Genomic DNA, 18,806 nt, shown 5'->3' on the forward strand with positions numbered 1-18,806 from the left:
GAATAGATTCGAATACGTTGGCAGGCTCCGGCGGTTGCAAGCCTGGCAGTCGTCACGAGCGCGTCCCTTGAGACGCCAACGGCGCCTATCGTCCCCTCGCCCGGACGATCACATATCATACTGTTTATGTAGGTGAACGGGCTGCAACCTAAGCACCTGTAACGAGTACACGCCCACGCGCCGCACCCTAACGTAGACTTTCGTAACGACCTGAAGCCGCCAGGGTCAGTATGCCCGGCTAGCCGCGGGTGGCGAGGGCGATCGCGCGTACGAGTGGTGGGCCGCCATAGATGAAACCGGTGTAGAGCTGCAAAAGTGAGGCGCCAGCGTCCAGCATTCGAGAGGCGTCGTCAACGGTCATGATACCGCCGACGCCGATCACCGGCAGCGCGCCAGCGGTTTCGGTGTGCACGAAACGCACGACTTCGCGGGCCCGGGCGGTCAGCGGCCGCCCGGACAGCCCGCCGCCCTCCTGCCCGCGAGCCACGTCCACGGCGGCGAGGGCGGCTCGATCGATGGTGGTGTTGGTCGCGATGATGCCGGCCACCCGGTGCGCCAGGCAGACCCCGATGAGCTCACCGATGGCCACATTCGTCAGGTCCGGCGCCACTTTGACGAACAGTGGGGTGGTGGATTCCTCCACCAGTGCGGAAACCAGCTCGTTCAGCTCCGCCTTTCCCGCCAGTGAACGAAGGCCCGGCGTGTTCGGCGAGCTGACGTTGATGGCCACGTAATCGGCATAACGCTGCAGCAGCCGCAACGAGGTCAGATAGTCCTGCGTCGCGTCGGCCAACGGGGTGACTTTGGATTTCCCAATGCTGATGCCCAGCGGAACCACCGAGCGCCGGCGTTTTTCCAGTCGGTCCGCCAAAGCCTGCGCGCCGGCATTGTTGAAACCCATCCGGTTGATGATCGCGCCACTGGCCGGCAGCCGGAAGAGTCGCGGCTTGTCGTTGCCCGGCTGCGGTTTCGCGGTCACCGTGCCGATTTCCGCGAAACCGAAACCAAGCGCCGGCCACCCGTCCAGCGCGACGCCGTCCTTGTCCATCCCGGCCGCGAGGCCGACCCGGTTGGCGAACCGGATGCCAGCCACCACCACCGGGTCACCGCGAAAGAACCGCGCCTTGACCGGCGCGAGGGCGACCGGCGTACGAGAAAGTTTCGCGAGCGCGCCCAACGTGCGGACGTGTACGGTCTCCGGATCTCCGCCGAGCCGGAACAGCGCCGGTCGCAGCGTCTTTTCGTAAAGGCTCACTCAGCCGCCTGCTTGAGCGACGCGTGCAGCTGCTGCAGCGGACGTACGTCGATGTCGCCACGAATCAGCGCCTCGATGCCCAGCACCGCCGCCGTGACGCCTTGGACCGTCGTAATGCACGGAATATCCCGGGCAACCGCGGCACTGCGAATCTCGTAACCGTCGACGCGCGGCCCGGAATTCCCGTACGGCGTGTTCAGCACCAGGTCGATTTCACCGTCCCTGATCAAATCCAGGGACGTACGCTGGCCGGCCGCGGTGGCCTCGAAGTGTTTGGCCACCAAGGTGACCTCGATACCGTGCCGTCGTAACGTTTCCGCCGTCCCGGCGGTCGCGAGGACAGTGAATCCGAGGTCGGCGAGCCGCTTGATCGGGAACACGATCGCCCGCTTGTCCCGGTTCGCGACCGAGACGAAAACCCGGCCGGACGTGGGCAGCGATCCGTACGCGGCGGACTGGGATTTCGCGAACGCGGTGCCAAAAGCGAGGTCGATGCCCATCACCTCACCGGTCGACTTCATCTCCGGTCCCAGCAGGCTGTCGATGCCTTTGCCTTCGGCCGTACGGAAACGCTTGAACGGCAGCACCGCTTCCTTGACCGCGATCGGCGCGTTTTCCGGCGTCTGACCGCCATCGCCGGTCGCCGCCAACAGCCCCTCCGCGCGCAGCTCGGCAATCGTGGCGCCGAGCATGATCCGGGCGGCGGCCTTCGCCAACGGGATGGCCGTCGCTTTCGAGACGAACGGGACCGTACGCGAGGCCCGCGGATTTGCTTCCAGGACGTACAAAATGTCGTCCTTGAGCGCATACTGAACATTCAGCAGACCTTTGACGCCAATGCCGTGCGCGATCGCCTCGGTCGCCTTGCGTACGTCATTCATCGTGGTCCGACCAAGGGTGATCGGCGGCAACACACACGCGGAGTCGCCGGAGTGGATGCCGGCCTCCTCGATGTGTTCCATCACGCCGCCGAGATAAACCTCGTCGCCATCGCAAAGCGCGTCCACGTCGATTTCGATGGAATCGTCGAGGAAACGGTCCACCAGCACCGGGTGTTCCGGATTGATCTGGGTCGCCCGCTGGATGTAGCCCTCCAGCGTCTCGTCGTCGTAGACGATCTCCATCCCGCGCCCACCGAGCACATAGGAAGGTCGTACGAGCACCGGATAGCCGATGTCGTGCGCGATCGCCTGCGCCTCGAGATAGCTGGTCGCCATGCCGTGCTTGGGCGCCGGCAGGTTCGCCTTGGCAAGCAGTGCACCAAAAGCTCCGCGTTCTTCGGCCCGGTGGATGGCCGCCGGGTCGGTGCCGACGATGGGTACGCCCGCGTCGGCCAGCCGGCGCGCGAGGCCGAGCGGAGTCTGGCCGCCCAGCTGCACGATCACACCGACAACTCCGAGACCGCCGGCGGCCTTTCCGGTGGTGTCTTCGACGTGGAAGACCTCCAGCACGTCTTCGAAAGTCAGCGGCTCGAAATACAGCCGGTCGGACGTGTCGTAGTCAGTCGAGACGGTTTCCGGGTTGCAGTTGACCATCACGGTCTCGTAGCCGACATCACGCAAGGTCAGAGCCGCGTGTACGCACGAATAGTCGAACTCGATGCCCTGCCCGATCCGGTTCGGACCGGAACCCAGGATCAGGACTTTCGGCTTGTCGCTGGGAGCGACCTCGGACTCGGCCGCGGGATCCGACTCGTACGCCGAATAGTGATAGGGCGTGGAAGCCGCGAACTCAGCGGCACAGGTGTCGACGGTCTTGTAGACCGGTCGCACGCCGAGCCGATGCCGGAGCGTACGAATGCCGTCCTCGCCGGCCATTTCCGGTCGCAACACGGCCAGCTGGCGATCGGATAGGCCGGTACGTTTGGCTTTGCGCAACAGATCCGGTGTCAACGTCGGCGCGTCCCGCACTTCGGCGCCCACTTCACCGATGAAAGCGATCTGGTCGACGAACCACGGGTCATAGCCGGAGTGTTCGCTGACCTGGGCCACCGTGGCACCAGCACGCAGGGCGGCCTCCGCCGTGTAAAGACGGCCGTCGTGTGGCGTACGAAGGGACTGCAGCAGATCGTCCATATCGGACAGTGGCTCGGGGCCGGTCCAGAAACCGGCCGCCGGTGTCTCCATCGAGCGCATCGCTTTGCCGAGAGCCTCAGGAAAACTGCGGCCCATTGACATCGCCTCGCCGACGCTCTTCATCGTCGTGGTGAGCTCGGTGTCCGCGGCCGGGAACTTCTCGAACGCGAACCGCGGGATCTTGACCACGACATAGTCCAGCGTGGGCTCAAAACTCGCCGGCGTGACGCCGGTGATGTCGTTGCGGATCTCGTCGAGCGTGTAACCGATCGCGAGTTTCGCGGCGATCTTGGCGATCGGAAAGCCGGTCGCTTTCGACGCCAGCGCCGAGGAGCGGGAAACTCGCGGATTCATCTCGATGACAACCAGCCGGCCGTCCACCGGATTGACCGCGAACTGGATGTTGCAACCGCCAGTGTCCACGCCAACCTCGCGCAACACGTCGATGCCAACATCGCGCAGCCGCTGGAATTCACGGTCGGTCAACGTCAGAGCGGGCGCGACGGTGACCGAGTCGCCGGTGTGTACGCCCATCGCGTCGACGTTTTCGATGGAACAGACCACGACCACGTTGTCCTTGCGGTCGCGCATCAACTCCAGCTCATACTCTTTCCAGCCGAGCACGCTTTCCTCGATGAGGACCTCGTGGACGGGGCTGGCCGCGAGACCGGCACCGGCCATCCGGCGCAACTGCTCCTCGTCGTGCGCTATGCCCGATCCAAGGCCGCCCATGGTGAAACTGGGTCGCAGGACGACTGGGTAGCCAAGTCGGTCCACAGTGGAAAGAACCTCGTCCAGCGTGTGGCAGACAGCCGAGTCCGGCACCTCGGCGCCAACCGAGCGGACAATGTCCTTGAATCGCTGCCGATCCTCGCCACGCTGAATGGCGTCGATATCAGCGCCAATCAGCTCCACACCGTACTTGTCCAGAACTCCGCGCTCGTGCAGGGAAACCGCGACGTTCAGCGCGGTCTGCCCACCGAGCGTGGCCAGAATGGCGTCCGGCCGCTCGGCCGCGATGACCTTCTCCACGAATTCCGGGGTGAGTGGCTCAATGTACGTGGCGTCGGCGAATTCCGGGTCGGTCATGATCGTCGCCGGGTTGGAGTTCACCAGGCTGACGCGCAGACCCTCGGCCCGGAGCACCCGGCACGCCTGGGTGCCGGAATAGTCGAATTCGCAGGCCTGCCCAATCACGATCGGCCCGGAGCCGATCACCAGGATGTGCCTCAGATCTTCGCGCTTAGGCACCAGGTTGCCTTTCCATCAGCTCAACAAAGCGGTCGAACAAATAACCCGCGTCGTGCGGACCGGCCGCCGCCTCGGGGTGATATTGCACGCTGAATGCCGGCACGTCTCGGCAGACCAGGCCTTCCACCACATTGTCGTTGAGGCCCACATGACTGACTTCGACCCGCCCGTACGGAGTCTCGGTCGACCGGTCCAGCGGTGCGTCCACCGCGAACCCGTGGTTGTGTGCGGTGACCTCGACCTTGCCGGTCGCCCGGTCCAGCACCGGCTGGTTGATGCCGCGGTGGCCAAACGGCAGTTTGTACGTGCCAAATCCGAGCGCCCGGCCGAGCACCTGGTTTCCGAAGCAGATCCCGAACAGCGGAATGCCGGCCTGCAGGATGCCCTGGGTCAGCTCGACAATCGCGTCGGTTGTCGCCGGGTCGCCCGGGCCGTTGGACAGGAAAACCCCGTCCGGCGCCAAAGTCACCAACTCCTGCACATTGACGTACGCCGGCAGGACGTGGGTGGTGATGCCACGGCGGGCGAAGTTGCGGGGGGTGTTGCGTTTGATGCCGAGGTCGATCGCGGCCACTGTGAACCGCGGTTCGCCCTGCGCGGGCACCACATACGGCCGGCTGGTGCTCACGTCGGCGACCAGATCCCGGCCCACCATCGAGGGGCTCGCCAACACCTTTTCCAGCAACGCGTCGGCATCGTCCACTGTGGATATTCCGCAGCGCATCGCGCCGCGCTCACGCAGATGCCGGGTCAGCGCTCGGGTGTCCACGCCGGAAATCCCGACGATGCCCTGTTTCGCCAACTCGCCGTCCAACGTACGCTGCGAACGCCAGTTGGACGGAACGCGCGCCGGATCGCGTACGACATAACCGGAAACCCAGATACGGTCGGACTCGTCGTCCTCGTCGTTCACCCCGGTGTTACCGATATGTGGGGCGGTCATGCAGACGACCTGGCCGCAATACGACGGGTCGGTGAGCGTTTCCTGATAGCCGGTCATGCCGGTGGCGAAAACCGCTTCGCCGAACGTTTCCCCGGTGGCGCCGTACGATTCGCCGCGAAAAACCCGACCGTCCTCCAGCACCAACATCGCCGAACTCATTTTTGCGCCTTCCCGTCCAGAACCGTCGGCACTCCGCGCAGGAACGTCGCCACCGGCCGGCTGGGCAGTTCGCGGCCGGCATACGGCGTGTTGTGCGACCGGCTGGCCAACTCGGCCGGCCCGGGCGTCCACCGTACGGCCGGATCGACCAGCGTCAGGTTCGCCGGCTCCCCCACCGCCAAGCCCGCGCCGTGACCGCTCAGGCCGGCGATGCGGGCCGGAGTCGCGGACATCCAGTCAGCAATGCGTTCCCACAACCGATCCGTGCCAGCCATCGCTTCGACCACAATGGACAGTGCGGTCTCCAGACCGACCATGCCGGGGCGCGCGTACGCCCACTCGCATTCCTTGTCCTCCACGGTGTGCGGAGCGTGATCGGTGGCCACGATGTCGATCGTCCCGTCTCGCAGCCCTTCGCGCAGCGCGAGAACGTCCGCCTCGGTTCGCAGCGGCGGATTCACCTTGAAAACCGGGTCATAGCCTTCGACCAGGTCATCGGTCAGCAGCAGATGATGCGGAGTGACCTCGGCGGTGACCCGCCAGCCCTTCGACTTCGCCCAGCGGATCAACTCCACACTGCCGGCGGTCGAGACATGGCAGATGTGCAGGCGAGAATTCACGTGCCCGGCAAGCAGAACATCGCGAGCAATGATCGCTTCCTCAGCAACCGCCGGCCAGCCGGCCAGGCCCAGTCGAGCGGAGGTGTCGCCTTCGTTCATCTGCGCACCGACGGTTAGCCGCGGTTCCTCGGCGTGCTGCGCGATGACACCGTCGAAAGCCTTCACATACTCCAAAGCGCGGCGCATCAGCACCGGATCGTGGACACAGTGGCCGTCGTCGGAAAAGACGCGCACCCGCGCAGCGGAAGTGGCCATCGCGCCCAGCTCAGCAAGTCTTTCGCCAGCCAGACCAACCGTCACCGCGCCAATCGGCTGTACGTCGACCAAACCAGCGTCCTTGCCGAGCCGCCACACCTGCTCGACCACGCCAGCGGTGTCCGCGACCGGATCGGTGTTCGCCATCGCACAAACCGCTGTGTAGCCACCCAAAGCCGCCGCTCGGCTGCCGGTTTCGACCGTCTCGGCGTCTTCCCGGCCCGGCTCACGCAGATGTGTATGCAGGTCAACCAAACCCGGCAGGGCGATCAGGCCGGTCGCGTCCAGCCGTTGCGCACTGTCCGGCGCGGAGTCGGCGATGACCCCGTCTCGTACGAAAATGTCGGCCGGCTCGCCACCCAGCACCGAAGCGCCGGAAATGATCCAGTTGTTCACGCCATCCCGCCCAACATCAGATAGAGAACCGCCATTCGTACGCTCACGCCGTTGGCCACCTGCTCGACAATCGTGGAGCGGGTCGAGTCGGCGACCTCCGGGCTGATCTCCATGCCGCGGATCATCGGGCCGGGGTGCATCACGATCGCGTGCTCGGGCAATGCGCCCATCCGTGCCGCATCCAGCCCGTACCGACGCGAATATTCGCGTACAGACGGGAAAAACGACGCGTTCATCCGCTCTCGCTGGACCCGCAGCATCATCACCACGTCAAGTTTGGGCAGCACGCTGTCCAGGTCGTACGAGACCTGGACCGGCCAGCTGTCCACTCCCACCGGCAGCAGTGTCGGTGGCGCGACCAGCGTGACCTCGGCGCCGAGGGTGCGCAGCAGCCACACATTCGACCGGGCCACCCGGGAATGCAGCACATCGCCGACGAGCGCGACCCGCAGGCCTTCGAGGCGACCGAGCCGAGAGCGCATGGTGTACGCGTCCAGCAAAGCCTGAGTGGGATGCTCGTGCGTACCGTCGCCGGCATTGACGACACTTCCGTCGATCCAGCCCGCCAACCGATGCGGAGCGCCAGAAGCCGGATGCCGGATGACGACCGCGTCGGCACCCATTGCCTGCAGCGTCAGCGCGGTGTCCTTGAGGCTTTCGCCTTTCGAGACGCTGGACCCCTTGGCGGCGAAGTTGATCACGTCCGCGGACAGCCGTTTGGCGGCCGCCTCAAAGGAAATCCTGGTGCGGGTCGAGTCCTCGTAGAACAGGTTGACGACCGTACGACCGCGCAGGGTCGGCAGTTTTTTGACCTCACGCCCGGAAACCGCGGCCATTTCCGCGGCGGTGTCCAGCACCAGCGTCGCGGTCTCCAGGTCCAGATCGGACGAGGACAGCAGATGCTCGATCATCGTTCGCCTCCCGGAGTGAGCACCACGGCGTCCGCACCATCCACTTCGGACAGTCGGACATGCACGCTCTCGACCAGCGAGGTCGGGATGTTCTTGCCGACGTAGTCGGCGCGGATCGGGAGCTGGCGGTGGCCGCGGTCGACCAGCACGGCCAGCTGCACGGCGGACGGCCGGCCAAGGTCTTTCAGGGCGTCCAGCGCGGCCCTTACGGTCCGGCCGGAGAACAGCACGTCGTCGACCAGGATCACCCGCTGGTCGTCGACGCCGGTGGCTGGTACGTCGGTGTGCTCCAGCGCCCTTACGCCCCGCAGCCGGAGGTCGTCGCGGTAGAGCGTGATGTCGAGCGTGCCGACCGGGACCTGGACGCCGGCGAACGTACTCACCCGGTCGGCCAGCCGGCGGGCCAGCGGCGCACCGCGGGTCGGGATGCCCAACAGCACCGTCTCGGCGCCGCCTTCGGTCTTCTCCAGGATCTGGTGAGCGATCCGGTCCAAGGTCCGGGCCATCGCCTCGGCGTCCAGGATCGTCTTCTCCGCGAGATCGTTTTTGGCAGAAACCATCTGCCCCTCCTTCTCCGCCTCACTGGACGGCTCGTTAAAGGATTGCGGGTCTAACGGGCACGCTACCAGCGCCGATACGCTGGTCATCAGCCGCCGCGCCGGCTCGTGCCGACGGTCACACCGGGCATCAGCGGCCACCGTCGGCAACCAAAACGGTGAGTCCGGAACCCGCTGCGGAATGTCACAACTAAGTAACTGGTGGTAATCTGTCCCTGACGCGTAACGTATGGGTGGTCACCGTGCGATAGATCAAACACGAGAACCGTTACACACAGATCCGGCTAGGCCCCCTGAAGACCAGATGGACCATCCGAAAAAATGTGGGCGGATCTCGGCGAAGACCCCAAAGTCGTCACTCTCCGTAGTATCATTACGGATGGTAACCGACAACCTGGCCACACCCGTACGGAGCATTAATGTCTGACTACGCACGTGCCCTTGGCGCCCGGCTGCGCGCCATCCGCCAGCAGCAGGGACTCTCGCTGCAGGGCGTCGAAGAGAAGTCATCCGGTCGCTGGAAGGCGGTGGTGGTCGGCTCGTACGAGCGCGGCGACCGCGCCGTCACGGTGGCTCGGCTGTCCGAGCTCGCGGACTTCTACCGCGTGCCGATGTCCGAGCTGCTGCCCGACCCCACGCCGAGCCGGCATGAGGAGAGCGGCCGGGTCGTCCTGGACCTGGAGCGCCTCCTGCACCTGCCGACCGACGAGGCTGGGGCCCTGCTGCGGTACGCGCGCAGCATCCAGCAGCAGCGCGGCGACTACAACGGCCGGGTGCTGTCCATCCGCGCCGACGACCTGCGCGCGCTCGCGATCATCTACGACACCTCGCCGTCCGGTCTGACCGACCGGCTCAGCGAGTGGGGTGTGCTCATCGGCGGCGACGCCCGCCAGCCCCAGTAGGAACAACCCACCGGCCAGGGGTGGCCGCCGTAGCAGCCTCAGCGGCGTACGGCGGCCCAACGGCCCACTGAGCGGGGGCTCAGGCTAATTCGCTCTTGACCAGCTGGATCTTGCCCAGCACGCCGTTGACGAAACGCGGCGAGTCGTCGGTCGAAAGCGTCCGAGCCAGCTCGACGGCCTCGTCGATCGCCACCGCGTCCGGCACGTCGTCGCACCAGAGCAGCTCGTAAATCGCCACCCGGAGCAGATTGCGGTCGACCGGCGGCATCCGGTCCAGCGTCCAGCCCTCGGCGTACGTCTCCAGCAGCTCGTCGATCCGGGCCCGGTGCTCGTCCACGCCCTCCACCAGGTCCACCGCGTATTCCGGCACCGGTGGATCGGCCTGCGCCAGCCGATCGGCCAGCAGGGTGACCGCGTTCAGCTCGCGCAGATCGGCTTCGTACAAAACGTCCAGCGCCCGTTTCCGGGCCTTGCGGCGGGCCGTCATGTTGGCCGTGCCGCTGCTCCAACTGTCTTTTTCCGGCACTTCAGCTCGAGACGCGGCCGAGATAACGGCCGTCCCGGGTGTCGACCTTGATCTTCTCGCCGGACGAGACGAACAGCGGCACCTGGATCTCCGCGCCGGTCTCCAGCGTCGCCGGCTTGGTGCCGCCGGTCGAGCGGTCGCCCTGCAGGCCCGGGTCGGTCTGGCTGATCACGATCTCGATGCTCACCGGCAGTTCCAGGTAGAGCGGCGTGCCCTCGTGCAGCGCGACGGTGACCTCGGCGTTGTCCAGCAGGTAGTTCTTCGCGTCGCCAACCGTGGAGCCAGGCACTGTCACCAGGTCAAACGTCTCCGAGTCAAGGAACACGAAGTCGTCGCCCTCGGCGTACGAATAGGTCATCCCACGCTTGTCGACGCTGGCCGTCTCGACCTTGGTGCCGGCATTGAAGGTCTTGTCGACGACCTTGCCGGACAGCACGTTCTTCAACTTGGTCCGGACGAAAGCGCCGCCCTTTCCGGGCTTGACGTGCTGGAACTCCACCACGGACCAGAGCTGGCCATCCAGGTTGAGCACCAAGCCGTTCTTCAGGTCATTCGTGGAAGCCATGCGCGCTTACGTCTCCTGATCAAGTTGACAAACATCTACTCTTGGCAAAGGTCAAGTATATCTGGACCCCTCACCTCCTCCCCTGCCCCCCTTCGCGACCTTGACCTTTCGATGGCCGCGGTGGCCTGCCTCAGCGACAACGTCAAGGTCGCGGAGGGTGCCACCTGGCGATGGCGCTGGGGGTGAAGTGGACCGTACGGCCAGTGGCCCAGTCGATCGCGGCGGTGCCGGACAGATGCAGCGTCAGACCTGTCCCGAAATCGAGGAAAAGCAGTGACGCGGTGTCGTCGACGGCGAGATTTCCCAGGCTGTTGAACAGGTTGTTGCCCGGGTAGTCCGGCCACCACACGTGCGATTCCTCGACTCGTACGAATCCGGGTTCGCCGCCGCGGTGCGAGGTGTCGACGCCGCGCTCCTGATGAGTGGTACCAAGGAAAAACGTGTCCGATTGCTGGATCAGGGCGATGTCGTCCGGGCTGAGCCGGTCGCCGCGCTCCAGCTCCCGCTCGGTCGCGGCCAGCGATTCGAGATCGTGGTGGTGGATGTACTGCGGGCAGTTTCCGTACGCCTGCTCGACATCGATCTCGAAACCGTCGGGTCCGACCGCGGTCAGGTCGCCGTTGACCCGAAGACGACACCGGGTCGCGAAGTCGATCGCGATCATGCCGGCGGGCTGGCCGGCCGGGAGCACCTGCAGCGGGCCAGCCGGGAGCGCGTGGACTCGCAGCGTCGTGTCGGTCCCGTCGAGGAAGCCCTTCGGACCGATCACCGGCGAGGTCCAGAGGGTGCCCCTGCTGTCCCGAGCGGTGAGGGCCGCGAACGTACGCTCCGCCAGGAACCGGGCCGCGCCGCCGGCCAGCGAAGCGGGTGCCACCATCCGCGACAACCTCGCCGCCTGCGCCTGGACGCCCGCTCGCCGCTGAACCGCCAGCTCACCCTCGTGAAACCCCGACCTAATGTCTGCCCGCATGTCTTGACGTTAGAAGCGTTGCCGCACGGTGTCAAACGGCTAGCAGCCTGCCTAGCCATTAGAGAGTGTTAGCCTGCCGGCATGGGTACGAACGCGCCACTGCTGGGTGAGCCGTTGCCGGTCGAGCTGATGAACACGATCTGGGCCGACCGCAACGGTGGCTATGACGCCCTGAGCACGCCCGCGGAGACCACTGGATGGCTCCAGGCGACCGGTCACGACGTTACCCAGGCCCCTGCCGACCTCGCTCTCCAGCTGCGCGAACTCCGCGACGCTCTGCGGCAGTTGGCCGCGGACGCGACCGACGATCCGCGCCCGCGTACGTCCAATGTCGACGCCCTGGCCGTCGTCAATCGCGCCTGCGCGCTCGCACCGAGCTGGTCCTCGCTGAACACCGACGGCTCGGTGGTCCGGATTTGCGCTCGTACGACGACAGAGCAAGCGATCTCCAAGATCGCCGAGCAGGCAGTGTCACTCTTCTCCGGCGACCATCGTTCGCGATTGCGGGCCTGCCTCGCTCCCGGCTGCGTCCTCTTCTTCGTACGCCAGCACCCCCGCCGCGAATGGTGCTCCGCCTCCTGCGGCAACCGCGCCCGCGTCGCCCGCCACTACGACCGCCACCACTAAAACCGGGAACTGGCCCATGATCGCCGCGGTCGCGGCACAAGCCTGGCGATCCTCCGGCGCACTCAGATCACCGTCTGGATCACCGAATAAAGCAACTAGCGAAGAAGAACGAGGCGACGGTGGGTGGCGCCGTAATGCTCGCCGCTGCCGGAGTCCTGGAAACCGAGGCGTTTGGCCAGGCCCAGCGACGGGATGTTGTCCTCGTGTACGAGCGCCCAGATCGCCGGTAGGCGGACGGTGTCAAAGCCGTGCCGGATCAGCGCCTCGGTGGCCTCTCGGGCGAGGCCGCGGCCCCACCGATCGGGGCTCAGGAACCAACCGATCTCAGCCGGCAGTCCGGGCAGCTGGCTGCTCGGACGCAGGTGTCCGCGGCCGACAATCAGTCCATCCGGCTCGGTGACGACCCAGCTGCCGAGCCCGTCCGGATAGACCTCGTCAGTGAGCATCGTGCGTACGGCGGCCGCGTGCGCGCGCAGGTCCACTGAGCGGTTCGCCAGGAAGCGGGTGATCTCCGGATGCAGGGCCAGCCGGCACAGTCCGGCGGCGTCGGACTCGCGGAACTGGCGCAGCACCAGCCGCTCGGTCGCGAGCGTGGGAACGAGCACTCAGCGCTCCAGAACCAAGGTGTGGTGCGGGCCGCTGGCCAGCGTGGTCCCGCCCTTGAGTACGAAACCCATCCGCTCGGCGAGCCGCAGCGAAGGCCCGTTGTCGATGTGGATGGTTGCCCACACCGCCGGCACCTCCAGGTCGTGGAAGGTGTGGTCGAGCTGCGCCCGTACGGCCTCGGTGGCCAGGCCCCTTCCCCACCGGTCCACCGCGAGGAACCACCCCATCTCGATCGGCTGCCGATCGATCACGATGCTCGGCCAGATCCCGCCGCGGCCGACGTACCCGCCGGTGGCCCGGTCCAGCCAGACCCAGTTGCCCATCCCCGGCGGCTTCGGCTCGGCGAGCCGAGCCTGAACGGTCTCCCGCATCGCCTCCACTGTCGTCGGCACCATCGAGAGATAGCGACCGAACTCCGGCGACTCGTACATCGGGAACAGCGGTTCGGCGTCGTCGATGCGGAGCGCGCGCATCAGCAGGCGTTCGGTCTCTAGGGTGGCGACGGTCATGGACGGTCCAACGCCAGCCAGTGCAGGGCCAGCACGTAACCCCGCACGCCCAGGCCCGCGATCACGCCGGTGGCGACACCGGAGATGTAGCTGTGGTGCCGGAACTCCTCGCGCTGGTGGATGTTGCTGATGTGCACCTCGACCAGCGGCGCGGTCAGCTGCGCGCAGGCGTCCCGGAGGACCACGCTGGTGTGGCTCCAGCCAGCCGGGTTGAGCACCACCGGATGGCCGGCGTCGGCGGCCTCATGCAGCCAGCCGATCAGCTCCGACTCGGCGTCGGTCTGCCGTACGTCGACAGTCAGACCGAGCTCTTTGGCGGTGGTCTCTAGCAGCGACACGAGGTCGGCGTACGTGGTCGAGCCGTACTTGTCCGGCTCCCGGCTGCCGAGTCTGCCGAGGTTCGCGCCGCTGAGAACGAGGACAGTCATCCGGTCAGGTTATCCGGCGGGCGGCGAGAGCCAGAAAGATGTCGGCGCACGAGTCGATCACCTGGGCCTGATCGAGCGGCAGATCGCCGGCCAACCACGCGGTCAGGGTCTGCGCCAGGCCTCCGACCAGGAACTGGGCGGCCACCTCGACCTGTTCATCCGAGGCCAGGCCGTAGAACTCCCGCGCCTGCGCGGTGAGCAGCGACGCGAACAGCCGGGCGGACCGCAGCCGGCGCTGGGCCAGTGGCCGGCTGGCCAGCGGAGTGCCGAACAAGAGCCGGCCGCGTCGCGGGTCGTCCGCGACGGTACGCACGATGTTCTCGATTCCGGCCCGTACCTTCGCCTCCGCCGTGGCCGGCGCGGCGTTGACCGCTCGCAGCGTGGTGTCTGCCAGCTCCTTGACGACGTGGTCATAGACGGCCTCGGCCAACGCGTCCCGATCGGCGAAGCTCTCGTAGAAGTAACGGCTGACAAGCCCGGACCGCTGGCAGACGCCCCGCACGCTGAGCGTCGGTTCCTCCGGGTCGCCGAGCAGGTCCAACCCGGCCTCGATCAGCAGGCCGCGGCGCTCGTCCCGGCGGTGGTCGCCTTTGACTCCCCCGTAGGTACGCAGCGTGCTCATAAGGACATCTTGACAGATCGTCTTGGCCAGCGTTGCATATCTGAGTACGTGTGTGCGCAGATTGGGAGGCCCACCGATGACCACGGCCATCAAGCCCAGGGTCCGGCTCGACGACCTGCTGATCGGCGCCGGCCTGATCGGCGGCGGCGCGAACGTGATCATGCAGCTGGCACTGCCTCCGGTCGGCCACGGCGTGTCCGAGAGCAAGGTCGAGAGCGGTCAGCTCTTCCGCCACCCGATCAAGCGGTCCAGGACCACGAACACGTATCTTTCGGTCGCACTGCTCGGAACCCCAGCAGAAAAGAAGGCCTTCACCCGGGCCGTCAACCGGTCGCACGCGAAGGTCCGCTCGGACGCGAACAGCCCCGTCGCGTACAACGCCTTCGATCCCGACCTGCAACTGTGGGTCGCCGCCTGCCTGTGGCGTGGCTTCGAGGACGCGTACCACTTCTTCGGCAAGCGGCCGCTCACCGATGAGGAGTGGGAGCACCTCTACCAGGAGGCGGCGACACTGGGCACCACGCTGCAGGTCCCGCCGCAGCGCTGGCCGGCCGACCGCGCGGCCTTCGAGGACTACTGGAAAGCCGGGATGGAGCGGATCTCGATCGACGACAGGGTCCGGGGCTATCTGTACGACGTGGTGATGCTGCGGTTCCTGCCACGAATGATCAGCGCACCTTTGGGGCCAGTGAACAAATTCTTCACCATCGGCTTCCTGCCTCCGCAGTTCCGCACCGAAATGCGGATGTCGTGGAGTACGCGCGATCAGCGCCGGTTCGACAGGGCGGTGCGCGCCATCGCGGCCATTGCCCGCAGTCTGCCGACGCCGATCCGCAAGTTTCCTTTCAACACGTACATGTGGGACGTACGACGGCGCATCCGGACCGGCCAGCCGCTGGTCTGAGGTCAGCGCAACCGGCGCATCCGCAACACGTTGTCCTCGCGCGTACCCGGCTGCCCGTCCGGCCCTGGCATGTCATGCCCGACCACATCCTCGAGCTCCACTTTCCAGCTGTTCGGGTCAAAACCCAATGATTCCATCAGCTCAGCCGTGCTGGGCAGCCGCACCGGCGGCGGATTTTCCACCCATGCCGGGAATCCCGCGTGCCCGACAATCAACAGCACACCACCGGGCGCGACCGCTTCGGCGGCCCGGCGCAGCGTCTTCACCCGATTCTGGTCGAGCCCGACCGGCGAGTGGAAGAACTGCGCGGACACCAGGTCGAACAAACCTTCCGGAAAAGACTGGGAAAGATCCCAGCGTTCCCAGGTGATGCCCGGCACGCCGGCGTCCGCCGCTCGTACGACCGCGCGCTTCAAGGCAGTCTCGGAGATGTCGACAGCGGTCACCTGCCAGCCGCGCTGGGCGAGCCAGATCGCGTCGGCGCCTTCCGCGCAGCCCAGATCCAGCGCCCGGCCAGCCGACAGCGACTCGACCTCGCGGACCAGCAGCGGATTGGGTTTCCCACTCCAGACTTGTTCCTTTTCCTGGTAGAACGCCTCCCAGAACTCGCTCTCGGAAGCGGCTGGAACTGTGTCGGTCATGATTCGTCTCCTGTGGTCATTGGTACGGCGCGCACACTATGCACACCACCGCTACGAGACCGCAAGTATTGTTGCTGGTTTGGCAAGTCCTCGCCCGCTTGACCGTTCTTGGCGCTTCACTGGTCGAAGCATTGACGAAACTGGGCCCATCCAGTTAGCGTGCGGCCAACCCGGAAATCGATTCCCGGCACCTCGCGACCGATTTGTTTTAGCGCTAAGAAGGGACTCCCATGTTCAGCTCCCCCGTCCGCCTGGCCGGCGCAGCCCTGCTCGCTTTCGCCGCACTCGCCGCCGGCCCATCCCCGGCCTCGGCGGCCACCGGCACCAGCACCGAGGGCGAGACCCTGGTCGCTGGTGCCACTCTGTTCCAGGCCACCGCCCAAGTGCAGAGCGGCGCTACCTGGTCCGGCGACAAACAGCTGCTGATGAAGGTGACTTCCGGCCAGACCCAGGGCATGGTGTCCAACACCGTGGCCCTGCCCTCGGACCAGGCAGCCTCGTACCATGTCACTGCGCTGCTCACGACCGGGCCGAACTACGGCGTCGTCGAGCTGCAGTTCGGCGGCCACGGCGGCAACTATTTCGACGCGTACTCCGCCAAAGTCGCCGTCAAGACCGTCGAGTTCACCAACGTGGTGATCTTTCCCAGCGGGAGCGCAACGACACTTTCCCTTTATGTCGGCTCTAAAAACGCCGCGTCAAGCGGCTACTCCGCCGGCCTGGACAAGGTCACCCTCGACCTGACCAGCTAGCCGTCTTCTGCCAACCGAGGGGTTAGGGAGAATCCTCCAGGGTCAGCTCCGGCGTACGGCCGCGGAGCCATTGGACGACGGCGATCACCACCCCGACCACCATCCACGCCAGGCCGCCGAGTTTGGCATTCAGGTCCGCGTTGATGAGCACGTAGCCGACGATCACGAAACCCAGCAACGGCATCACCAGATGCAGCCACCAGTTCCGGCTGCGCTGACGTACCAGAAAGTGGTACGCGACCGATACGTTCAGCAGCAGAAACGAAAACAGCGCACCGAAGTTGACCAGCGACGTCAGCAGCGCCACCTGGCTGACCGCGACCAGCCCAAGAACCAGCGAGATCCCGCCGACCAGCAGCACAGCCCGCTCCGGGACCTTGCGGCGAGGATTCACGTGCGCCAGAAAGCGGAAAAGTCGACCGTCCCGGGCCATGCTGAAGAGCAGCCGCGAGGTGGCCGCCTGCGCCACCAAGGAGTTGGCCACCGCTGATGCCAACGCCGACGCCACCGCGACGGTGACCATCAGCCAGGCGCCGCCGGCGATCCTTGCCACGTCGTAAAACGCCGTGTTTGTCTTGTCTCCGTCAGGAAAAGAGGTAAGCGTTGGTACGAGCAGACTGGCCACATACGTCTGCACGATGAAAAGCACCGCGACCGCGATCAACGAGACGACCGTCGCCCGGCCGACCACTCGGCGGTCCCCGTCGCGGACCTCCTCGGACAGGGTCGAAATCGCGTCGAAGCCGAGGAAACTCAGCACCGCGATCGACAGCGCCCCAAAAATCACCCCGGGCGTGACGAACTCCGGCCGCAGGAACGGCTGGAGCGAGAAGTGCGCGCCATTCGTCCCTCGCGAGATCGCGATGATCCCGACGACCACGAAGATGGCCAGCACGATCAACTCGGCGACCAGGAAGATCCGGTTCAGTCGTGCGGTCGACTCAATGCCCAGATAGTTCACCACAGTGTTGAAGACGACAAAAACGACGATCCACACCCACTGCGGCACCCGCACCAACGGCCCCAGAGCCGCGGCGCCGATCACGTACAACAGCGTCGGCACCAGGATGTAGTCGAGCAGGATCGCCCAGCCAGCGAAAAACCCGACCACCGGATGCAGCCCGCGCGACACGTACGAATAAACCGAGCCGGCGACCGGGAACGCTCGTGACATCTCCCGGTAGCTGAACGCGGTGAAGATCATCGCGACCATGCCGATCAGGTACGTCAGCGGCACCATTCCCTTGGAGCCGTTGAAAACCACCCCGAAAATCGAGAAGGGCGCGATCGGCACCATGAAGACCAGGCCGTAGATCACCAGGTCGCGCAGCCGGAGTGAGCGCTTCAACTCCTGGTGATAACCGAATTCCTCGAGTGCCCGCTCGCCGTCCGAGGTGGTCATCGCGGTCAGTCGTTCTCGGCCAGGAAGGCGGCCACCAGCTCCATGTACGGCTCTCGTTCCTCGACGTGTGGCATGTGGCTGGAGTTTTCGAAAATCTTCCAGCTTACGTCCGGGATCCGGTCCGCGTACGGCTGCACCGCGGCTGGAGTCGCCTCGTCGTAGCGGCCGGAGATCAGCTGGGTGGGCACCGAAACCTGGTCGAGTCTGTCCACAATGGACCACCCCTTGAGCGTGCCGACGACGTGGAACTCGGTCGGCCCGTTCATGGTGTGGTAGACGGTCGGATCGTCTTCGATGGCAGCGAAAGTCCGCGCCACGTAGTCCGGCCACGGGACCCGGCAGACATGCCGGTCATAGAAAACGCGAGTCGCGGCTTCGTATTCAGCTGAGTCGGTCGTGCCAGCCTCTTCGTGAGAGGTCAGCGTTTTCTGTACGTCCGCTGGCAACTCGGCGCGCAGGCCGTTGGCGGCCGCCAGCCACAGCTGCATCGACGCCGGCGAGTTCGCGATGATCAGCGATTTCAGTCCGGCCGGCCGGCGTACCGCATGTTCGGCGGCCAGCATCCCGCCCCACGACTGCCCGAGGACGTGATAACTGTCCGAGATCTTGAGAAAACCGAGCAGCTGGTCCAGCTCGCGCAGGAACAGGTCGACGGTCCAGAACCCGGCGCCGACCTCGGGCAGATGCGTCGACTTTCCGTTGCCGATCTGGTCGTAGTGGATGACCGCGCGGCCGCTCTGCGCGATATCGGCGATCGAGTCCACGTAGTCGTGCGTGCACCCTGGGCCGCCATGCAGCACGACCAGCGGCGCAAGCGCACTGTTGATGTCGCCCGTCACCCGATACCAGGTGGCGTACCCGTCCCATTCCATGATTCCCTCAGCCACCGGCATACCGTAAGCCTCTTCCTGTTTCGTTCGAATTTCGAAG

20 protein-coding genes are annotated in these 18,806 nt (G+C 65.8%); 4 read left to right on the forward strand and 16 right to left on the reverse strand.

What is annotated here, in order from left to right; genetic code table 11:
• Nucleotides 1-238 precede the first annotated feature (238 nt).
• The 6 genes from ABD301_RS06275 to pyrR are packed head-to-tail and all read right to left on the reverse strand — an operon-like array spanning nt 239 to nt 8,425.
• Nucleotides 239-1,255: a quinone-dependent dihydroorotate dehydrogenase gene (locus tag ABD301_RS06275; protein WP_344308008.1), complete on the reverse strand. Its 1,017-nt coding sequence runs from the start codon at nt 1,253-1,255 to the stop codon at nt 239-241.
• Nucleotides 1,252-4,581: a carbamoyl-phosphate synthase large subunit gene (carB, locus tag ABD301_RS06280; protein WP_163572469.1), complete on the reverse strand. Its 3,330-nt coding sequence runs from the start codon at nt 4,579-4,581 to the stop codon at nt 1,252-1,254. Before carB ends, ABD301_RS06275 begins: the two co-directional genes overlap by 4 nt.
• The gene (gene carA / locus ABD301_RS06285; RefSeq protein ID WP_163572468.1) at nt 4,574-5,683 is read right to left on the reverse strand and encodes a glutamine-hydrolyzing carbamoyl-phosphate synthase small subunit; all 1,110 of its coding nucleotides are present in this window, start codon (nt 5,681-5,683) and stop codon (nt 4,574-4,576) included. Before carA ends, carB begins: the two co-directional genes overlap by 8 nt.
• Nucleotides 5,680-6,954 carry a dihydroorotase gene (locus ABD301_RS06290; protein ID WP_344308012.1) on the reverse strand — a complete coding sequence of 425 codons (1,275 nt, stop codon included), beginning with the start codon at nt 6,952-6,954 and terminating at the stop codon, nt 5,680-5,682. The genes carA and ABD301_RS06290 overlap by 4 nt, the downstream gene beginning before the upstream one ends.
• Nucleotides 6,951-7,865 (reverse strand): aspartate carbamoyltransferase catalytic subunit, encoded by a 915-nt coding sequence (locus ABD301_RS06295; RefSeq protein WP_163572467.1) that lies wholly within the window; start codon nt 7,863-7,865, stop codon nt 6,951-6,953. Before ABD301_RS06295 ends, ABD301_RS06290 begins: the two co-directional genes overlap by 4 nt.
• A complete protein-coding gene (gene pyrR / locus ABD301_RS06300) occupies nt 7,862-8,425 on the reverse strand; it encodes a bifunctional pyr operon transcriptional regulator/uracil phosphoribosyltransferase PyrR (protein WP_163572466.1) in 564 nt (187 codons plus the stop codon). The genes ABD301_RS06295 and pyrR overlap by 4 nt, the downstream gene beginning before the upstream one ends.
• 416 nt (nt 8,426-8,841) lie before the next feature.
• On the opposite strand from pyrR, the gene bldD reads away from it, so the two are divergent.
• Nucleotides 8,842-9,324 carry a transcriptional regulator BldD gene (bldD, locus tag ABD301_RS06305; protein ID WP_163572465.1) on the forward strand — a complete coding sequence of 161 codons (483 nt, stop codon included), beginning with the start codon at nt 8,842-8,844 and terminating at the stop codon, nt 9,322-9,324.
• A 79-nt stretch (nt 9,325-9,403) separates the two neighbouring features.
• Here the strand turns inward: bldD and nusB are convergent, their stop codons facing one another.
• The 3 genes from nusB to ABD301_RS06320 all read right to left on the reverse strand — a co-directional run bounded on the left by nusB (nt 9,404) and on the right by ABD301_RS06320 (nt 11,385).
• The gene (nusB, locus tag ABD301_RS06310; RefSeq protein ID WP_163572473.1) at nt 9,404-9,811 is read right to left on the reverse strand and encodes a transcription antitermination factor NusB; all 408 of its coding nucleotides are present in this window, start codon (nt 9,809-9,811) and stop codon (nt 9,404-9,406) included.
• A 40-nt stretch (nt 9,812-9,851) separates the two neighbouring features.
• A complete protein-coding gene (efp, locus tag ABD301_RS06315; protein WP_163572464.1) occupies nt 9,852-10,415 on the reverse strand; it encodes an elongation factor P in 564 nt (187 codons plus the stop codon).
• A 142-nt stretch (nt 10,416-10,557) separates the two neighbouring features.
• Entirely contained in the window at nt 10,558-11,385 is an 828-nt protein-coding gene (locus tag ABD301_RS06320; protein WP_344308016.1) for a pyridoxamine 5'-phosphate oxidase family protein, read from the reverse strand.
• A gap of 81 nt (nt 11,386-11,466) precedes the next feature.
• Between ABD301_RS06320 and ABD301_RS06325 the strand changes: the two genes are divergently transcribed.
• The gene (locus ABD301_RS06325) at nt 11,467-12,012 is read left to right on the forward strand and encodes a CGNR zinc finger domain-containing protein (RefSeq protein ID WP_344308018.1); all 546 of its coding nucleotides are present in this window, start codon (nt 11,467-11,469) and stop codon (nt 12,010-12,012) included.
• A 95-nt stretch (nt 12,013-12,107) separates the two neighbouring features.
• On the opposite strand, the gene ABD301_RS06330 is transcribed toward ABD301_RS06325, so the two are convergent.
• Genes ABD301_RS06330 through ABD301_RS06345 form a run of 4 tightly spaced genes read right to left on the reverse strand, consistent with a single transcriptional unit; the run spans nt 12,108 to nt 14,177 of the window.
• On the reverse strand, nt 12,108-12,617 hold the full coding sequence (locus ABD301_RS06330) for a GNAT family N-acetyltransferase (protein WP_163572462.1): 510 nt from the start codon (nt 12,615-12,617) through the stop codon (nt 12,108-12,110).
• Nucleotides 12,618-13,127: a GNAT family N-acetyltransferase gene (locus ABD301_RS06335; protein WP_163572461.1), complete on the reverse strand. Its 510-nt coding sequence runs from the start codon at nt 13,125-13,127 to the stop codon at nt 12,618-12,620.
• Complete coding sequence (gene aroQ / locus ABD301_RS06340) at nt 13,124-13,555, reverse strand: type II 3-dehydroquinate dehydratase (RefSeq protein WP_163572460.1); 432 nt, start codon at nt 13,553-13,555, stop codon at nt 13,124-13,126. Before aroQ ends, ABD301_RS06335 begins: the two co-directional genes overlap by 4 nt.
• Before the next feature lie 4 nt (nt 13,556-13,559).
• Nucleotides 13,560-14,177, reverse strand: a complete 618-nt coding sequence (locus tag ABD301_RS06345; RefSeq protein WP_344308022.1) for a TetR/AcrR family transcriptional regulator — start codon at nt 14,175-14,177, stop codon at nt 13,560-13,562.
• Between the two features lie 76 nt (nt 14,178-14,253).
• Here ABD301_RS06345 and ABD301_RS06350 point away from each other — a divergent pair, with 76 nt between their 5' ends.
• Nucleotides 14,254-15,081 carry an oxygenase MpaB family protein gene (locus ABD301_RS06350; RefSeq protein WP_163572459.1) on the forward strand — a complete coding sequence of 276 codons (828 nt, stop codon included), beginning with the start codon at nt 14,254-14,256 and terminating at the stop codon, nt 15,079-15,081.
• 2 nt (nt 15,082-15,083) lie between these two features.
• On the opposite strand, the gene ABD301_RS06355 is transcribed toward ABD301_RS06350, so the two are convergent.
• Nucleotides 15,084-15,722 (reverse strand): class I SAM-dependent methyltransferase, encoded by a 639-nt coding sequence (locus ABD301_RS06355; protein WP_344308025.1) that lies wholly within the window; start codon nt 15,720-15,722, stop codon nt 15,084-15,086.
• A gap of 230 nt (nt 15,723-15,952) precedes the next feature.
• Between ABD301_RS06355 and ABD301_RS06360 the strand changes: the two genes are divergently transcribed.
• Nucleotides 15,953-16,474 (forward strand): hypothetical protein, encoded by a 522-nt coding sequence (locus tag ABD301_RS06360; protein ID WP_344308027.1) that lies wholly within the window; start codon nt 15,953-15,955, stop codon nt 16,472-16,474.
• Nucleotides 16,475-16,496: 22 nt separating this feature from the next.
• On the opposite strand, the gene ABD301_RS06365 is transcribed toward ABD301_RS06360, so the two are convergent.
• Together ABD301_RS06365 and ABD301_RS06370 are read right to left on the reverse strand one after the other, a co-directional pair.
• Entirely contained in the window at nt 16,497-17,876 is a 1,380-nt protein-coding gene (locus ABD301_RS06365) for an APC family permease (RefSeq protein WP_344308029.1), read from the reverse strand.
• Between the two features lie 5 nt (nt 17,877-17,881).
• Entirely contained in the window at nt 17,882-18,769 is an 888-nt protein-coding gene (locus ABD301_RS06370) for a proline iminopeptidase-family hydrolase (protein ID WP_344308031.1), read from the reverse strand.
• Nucleotides 18,770-18,806 lie beyond the last annotated feature (37 nt).

It is taken from the genome of Fodinicola feengrottensis, from assembly GCF_039530045.1.
GTDB lineage: Bacteria > Actinomycetota > Actinomycetes > Mycobacteriales > HKI-0501 > Fodinicola > Fodinicola feengrottensis.

Bases quoted from the DNA above. Each gene is read 5' to 3' on its own strand.
- carA (WP_163572468.1), bottom strand. From the start codon at position 5,683: ATGAGTTCGGCGATGTTGGTGCTGGAGGACGGTCGGGTTTTTCGCGGC.
- ABD301_RS06295 (WP_163572467.1), bottom strand. From the start codon at position 7,865: ATGATCGAGCATCTGCTGTCCTCGTCCGATCTGGACCTGGAGACCGCG.
- pyrR (WP_163572466.1), bottom strand. From the start codon at position 8,425: ATGGTTTCTGCCAAAAACGATCTCGCGGAGAAGACGATCCTGGACGCC.
- bldD (WP_163572465.1), top strand. From the start codon at position 8,842: ATGTCTGACTACGCACGTGCCCTTGGCGCCCGGCTGCGCGCCATCCGC.
- nusB (WP_163572473.1), bottom strand. From the start codon at position 9,811: ATGACGGCCCGCCGCAAGGCCCGGAAACGGGCGCTGGACGTTTTGTAC.
- efp (WP_163572464.1), bottom strand. From the start codon at position 10,415: ATGGCTTCCACGAATGACCTGAAGAACGGCTTGGTGCTCAACCTGGAT.
- ABD301_RS06320 (WP_344308016.1), bottom strand. From the start codon at position 11,385: ATGCGGGCAGACATTAGGTCGGGGTTTCACGAGGGTGAGCTGGCGGTT.
- ABD301_RS06325 (WP_344308018.1), top strand. From the start codon at position 11,467: ATGGGTACGAACGCGCCACTGCTGGGTGAGCCGTTGCCGGTCGAGCTG.
- ABD301_RS06335 (WP_163572461.1), bottom strand. From the start codon at position 13,127: ATGACCGTCGCCACCCTAGAGACCGAACGCCTGCTGATGCGCGCGCTC.
- aroQ (WP_163572460.1), bottom strand. From the start codon at position 13,555: ATGACTGTCCTCGTTCTCAGCGGCGCGAACCTCGGCAGACTCGGCAGC.
- ABD301_RS06345 (WP_344308022.1), bottom strand. From the start codon at position 14,177: ATGAGCACGCTGCGTACCTACGGGGGAGTCAAAGGCGACCACCGCCGG.
- ABD301_RS06350 (WP_163572459.1), top strand. From the start codon at position 14,254: ATGACCACGGCCATCAAGCCCAGGGTCCGGCTCGACGACCTGCTGATC.
- ABD301_RS06355 (WP_344308025.1), bottom strand. From the start codon at position 15,722: ATGACCGACACAGTTCCAGCCGCTTCCGAGAGCGAGTTCTGGGAGGCG.
- ABD301_RS06360 (WP_344308027.1), top strand. From the start codon at position 15,953: ATGTTCAGCTCCCCCGTCCGCCTGGCCGGCGCAGCCCTGCTCGCTTTC.
- ABD301_RS06365 (WP_344308029.1), bottom strand. From the start codon at position 17,876: ATGACCACCTCGGACGGCGAGCGGGCACTCGAGGAATTCGGTTATCAC.
- ABD301_RS06370 (WP_344308031.1), bottom strand. From the start codon at position 18,769: ATGCCGGTGGCTGAGGGAATCATGGAATGGGACGGGTACGCCACCTGG.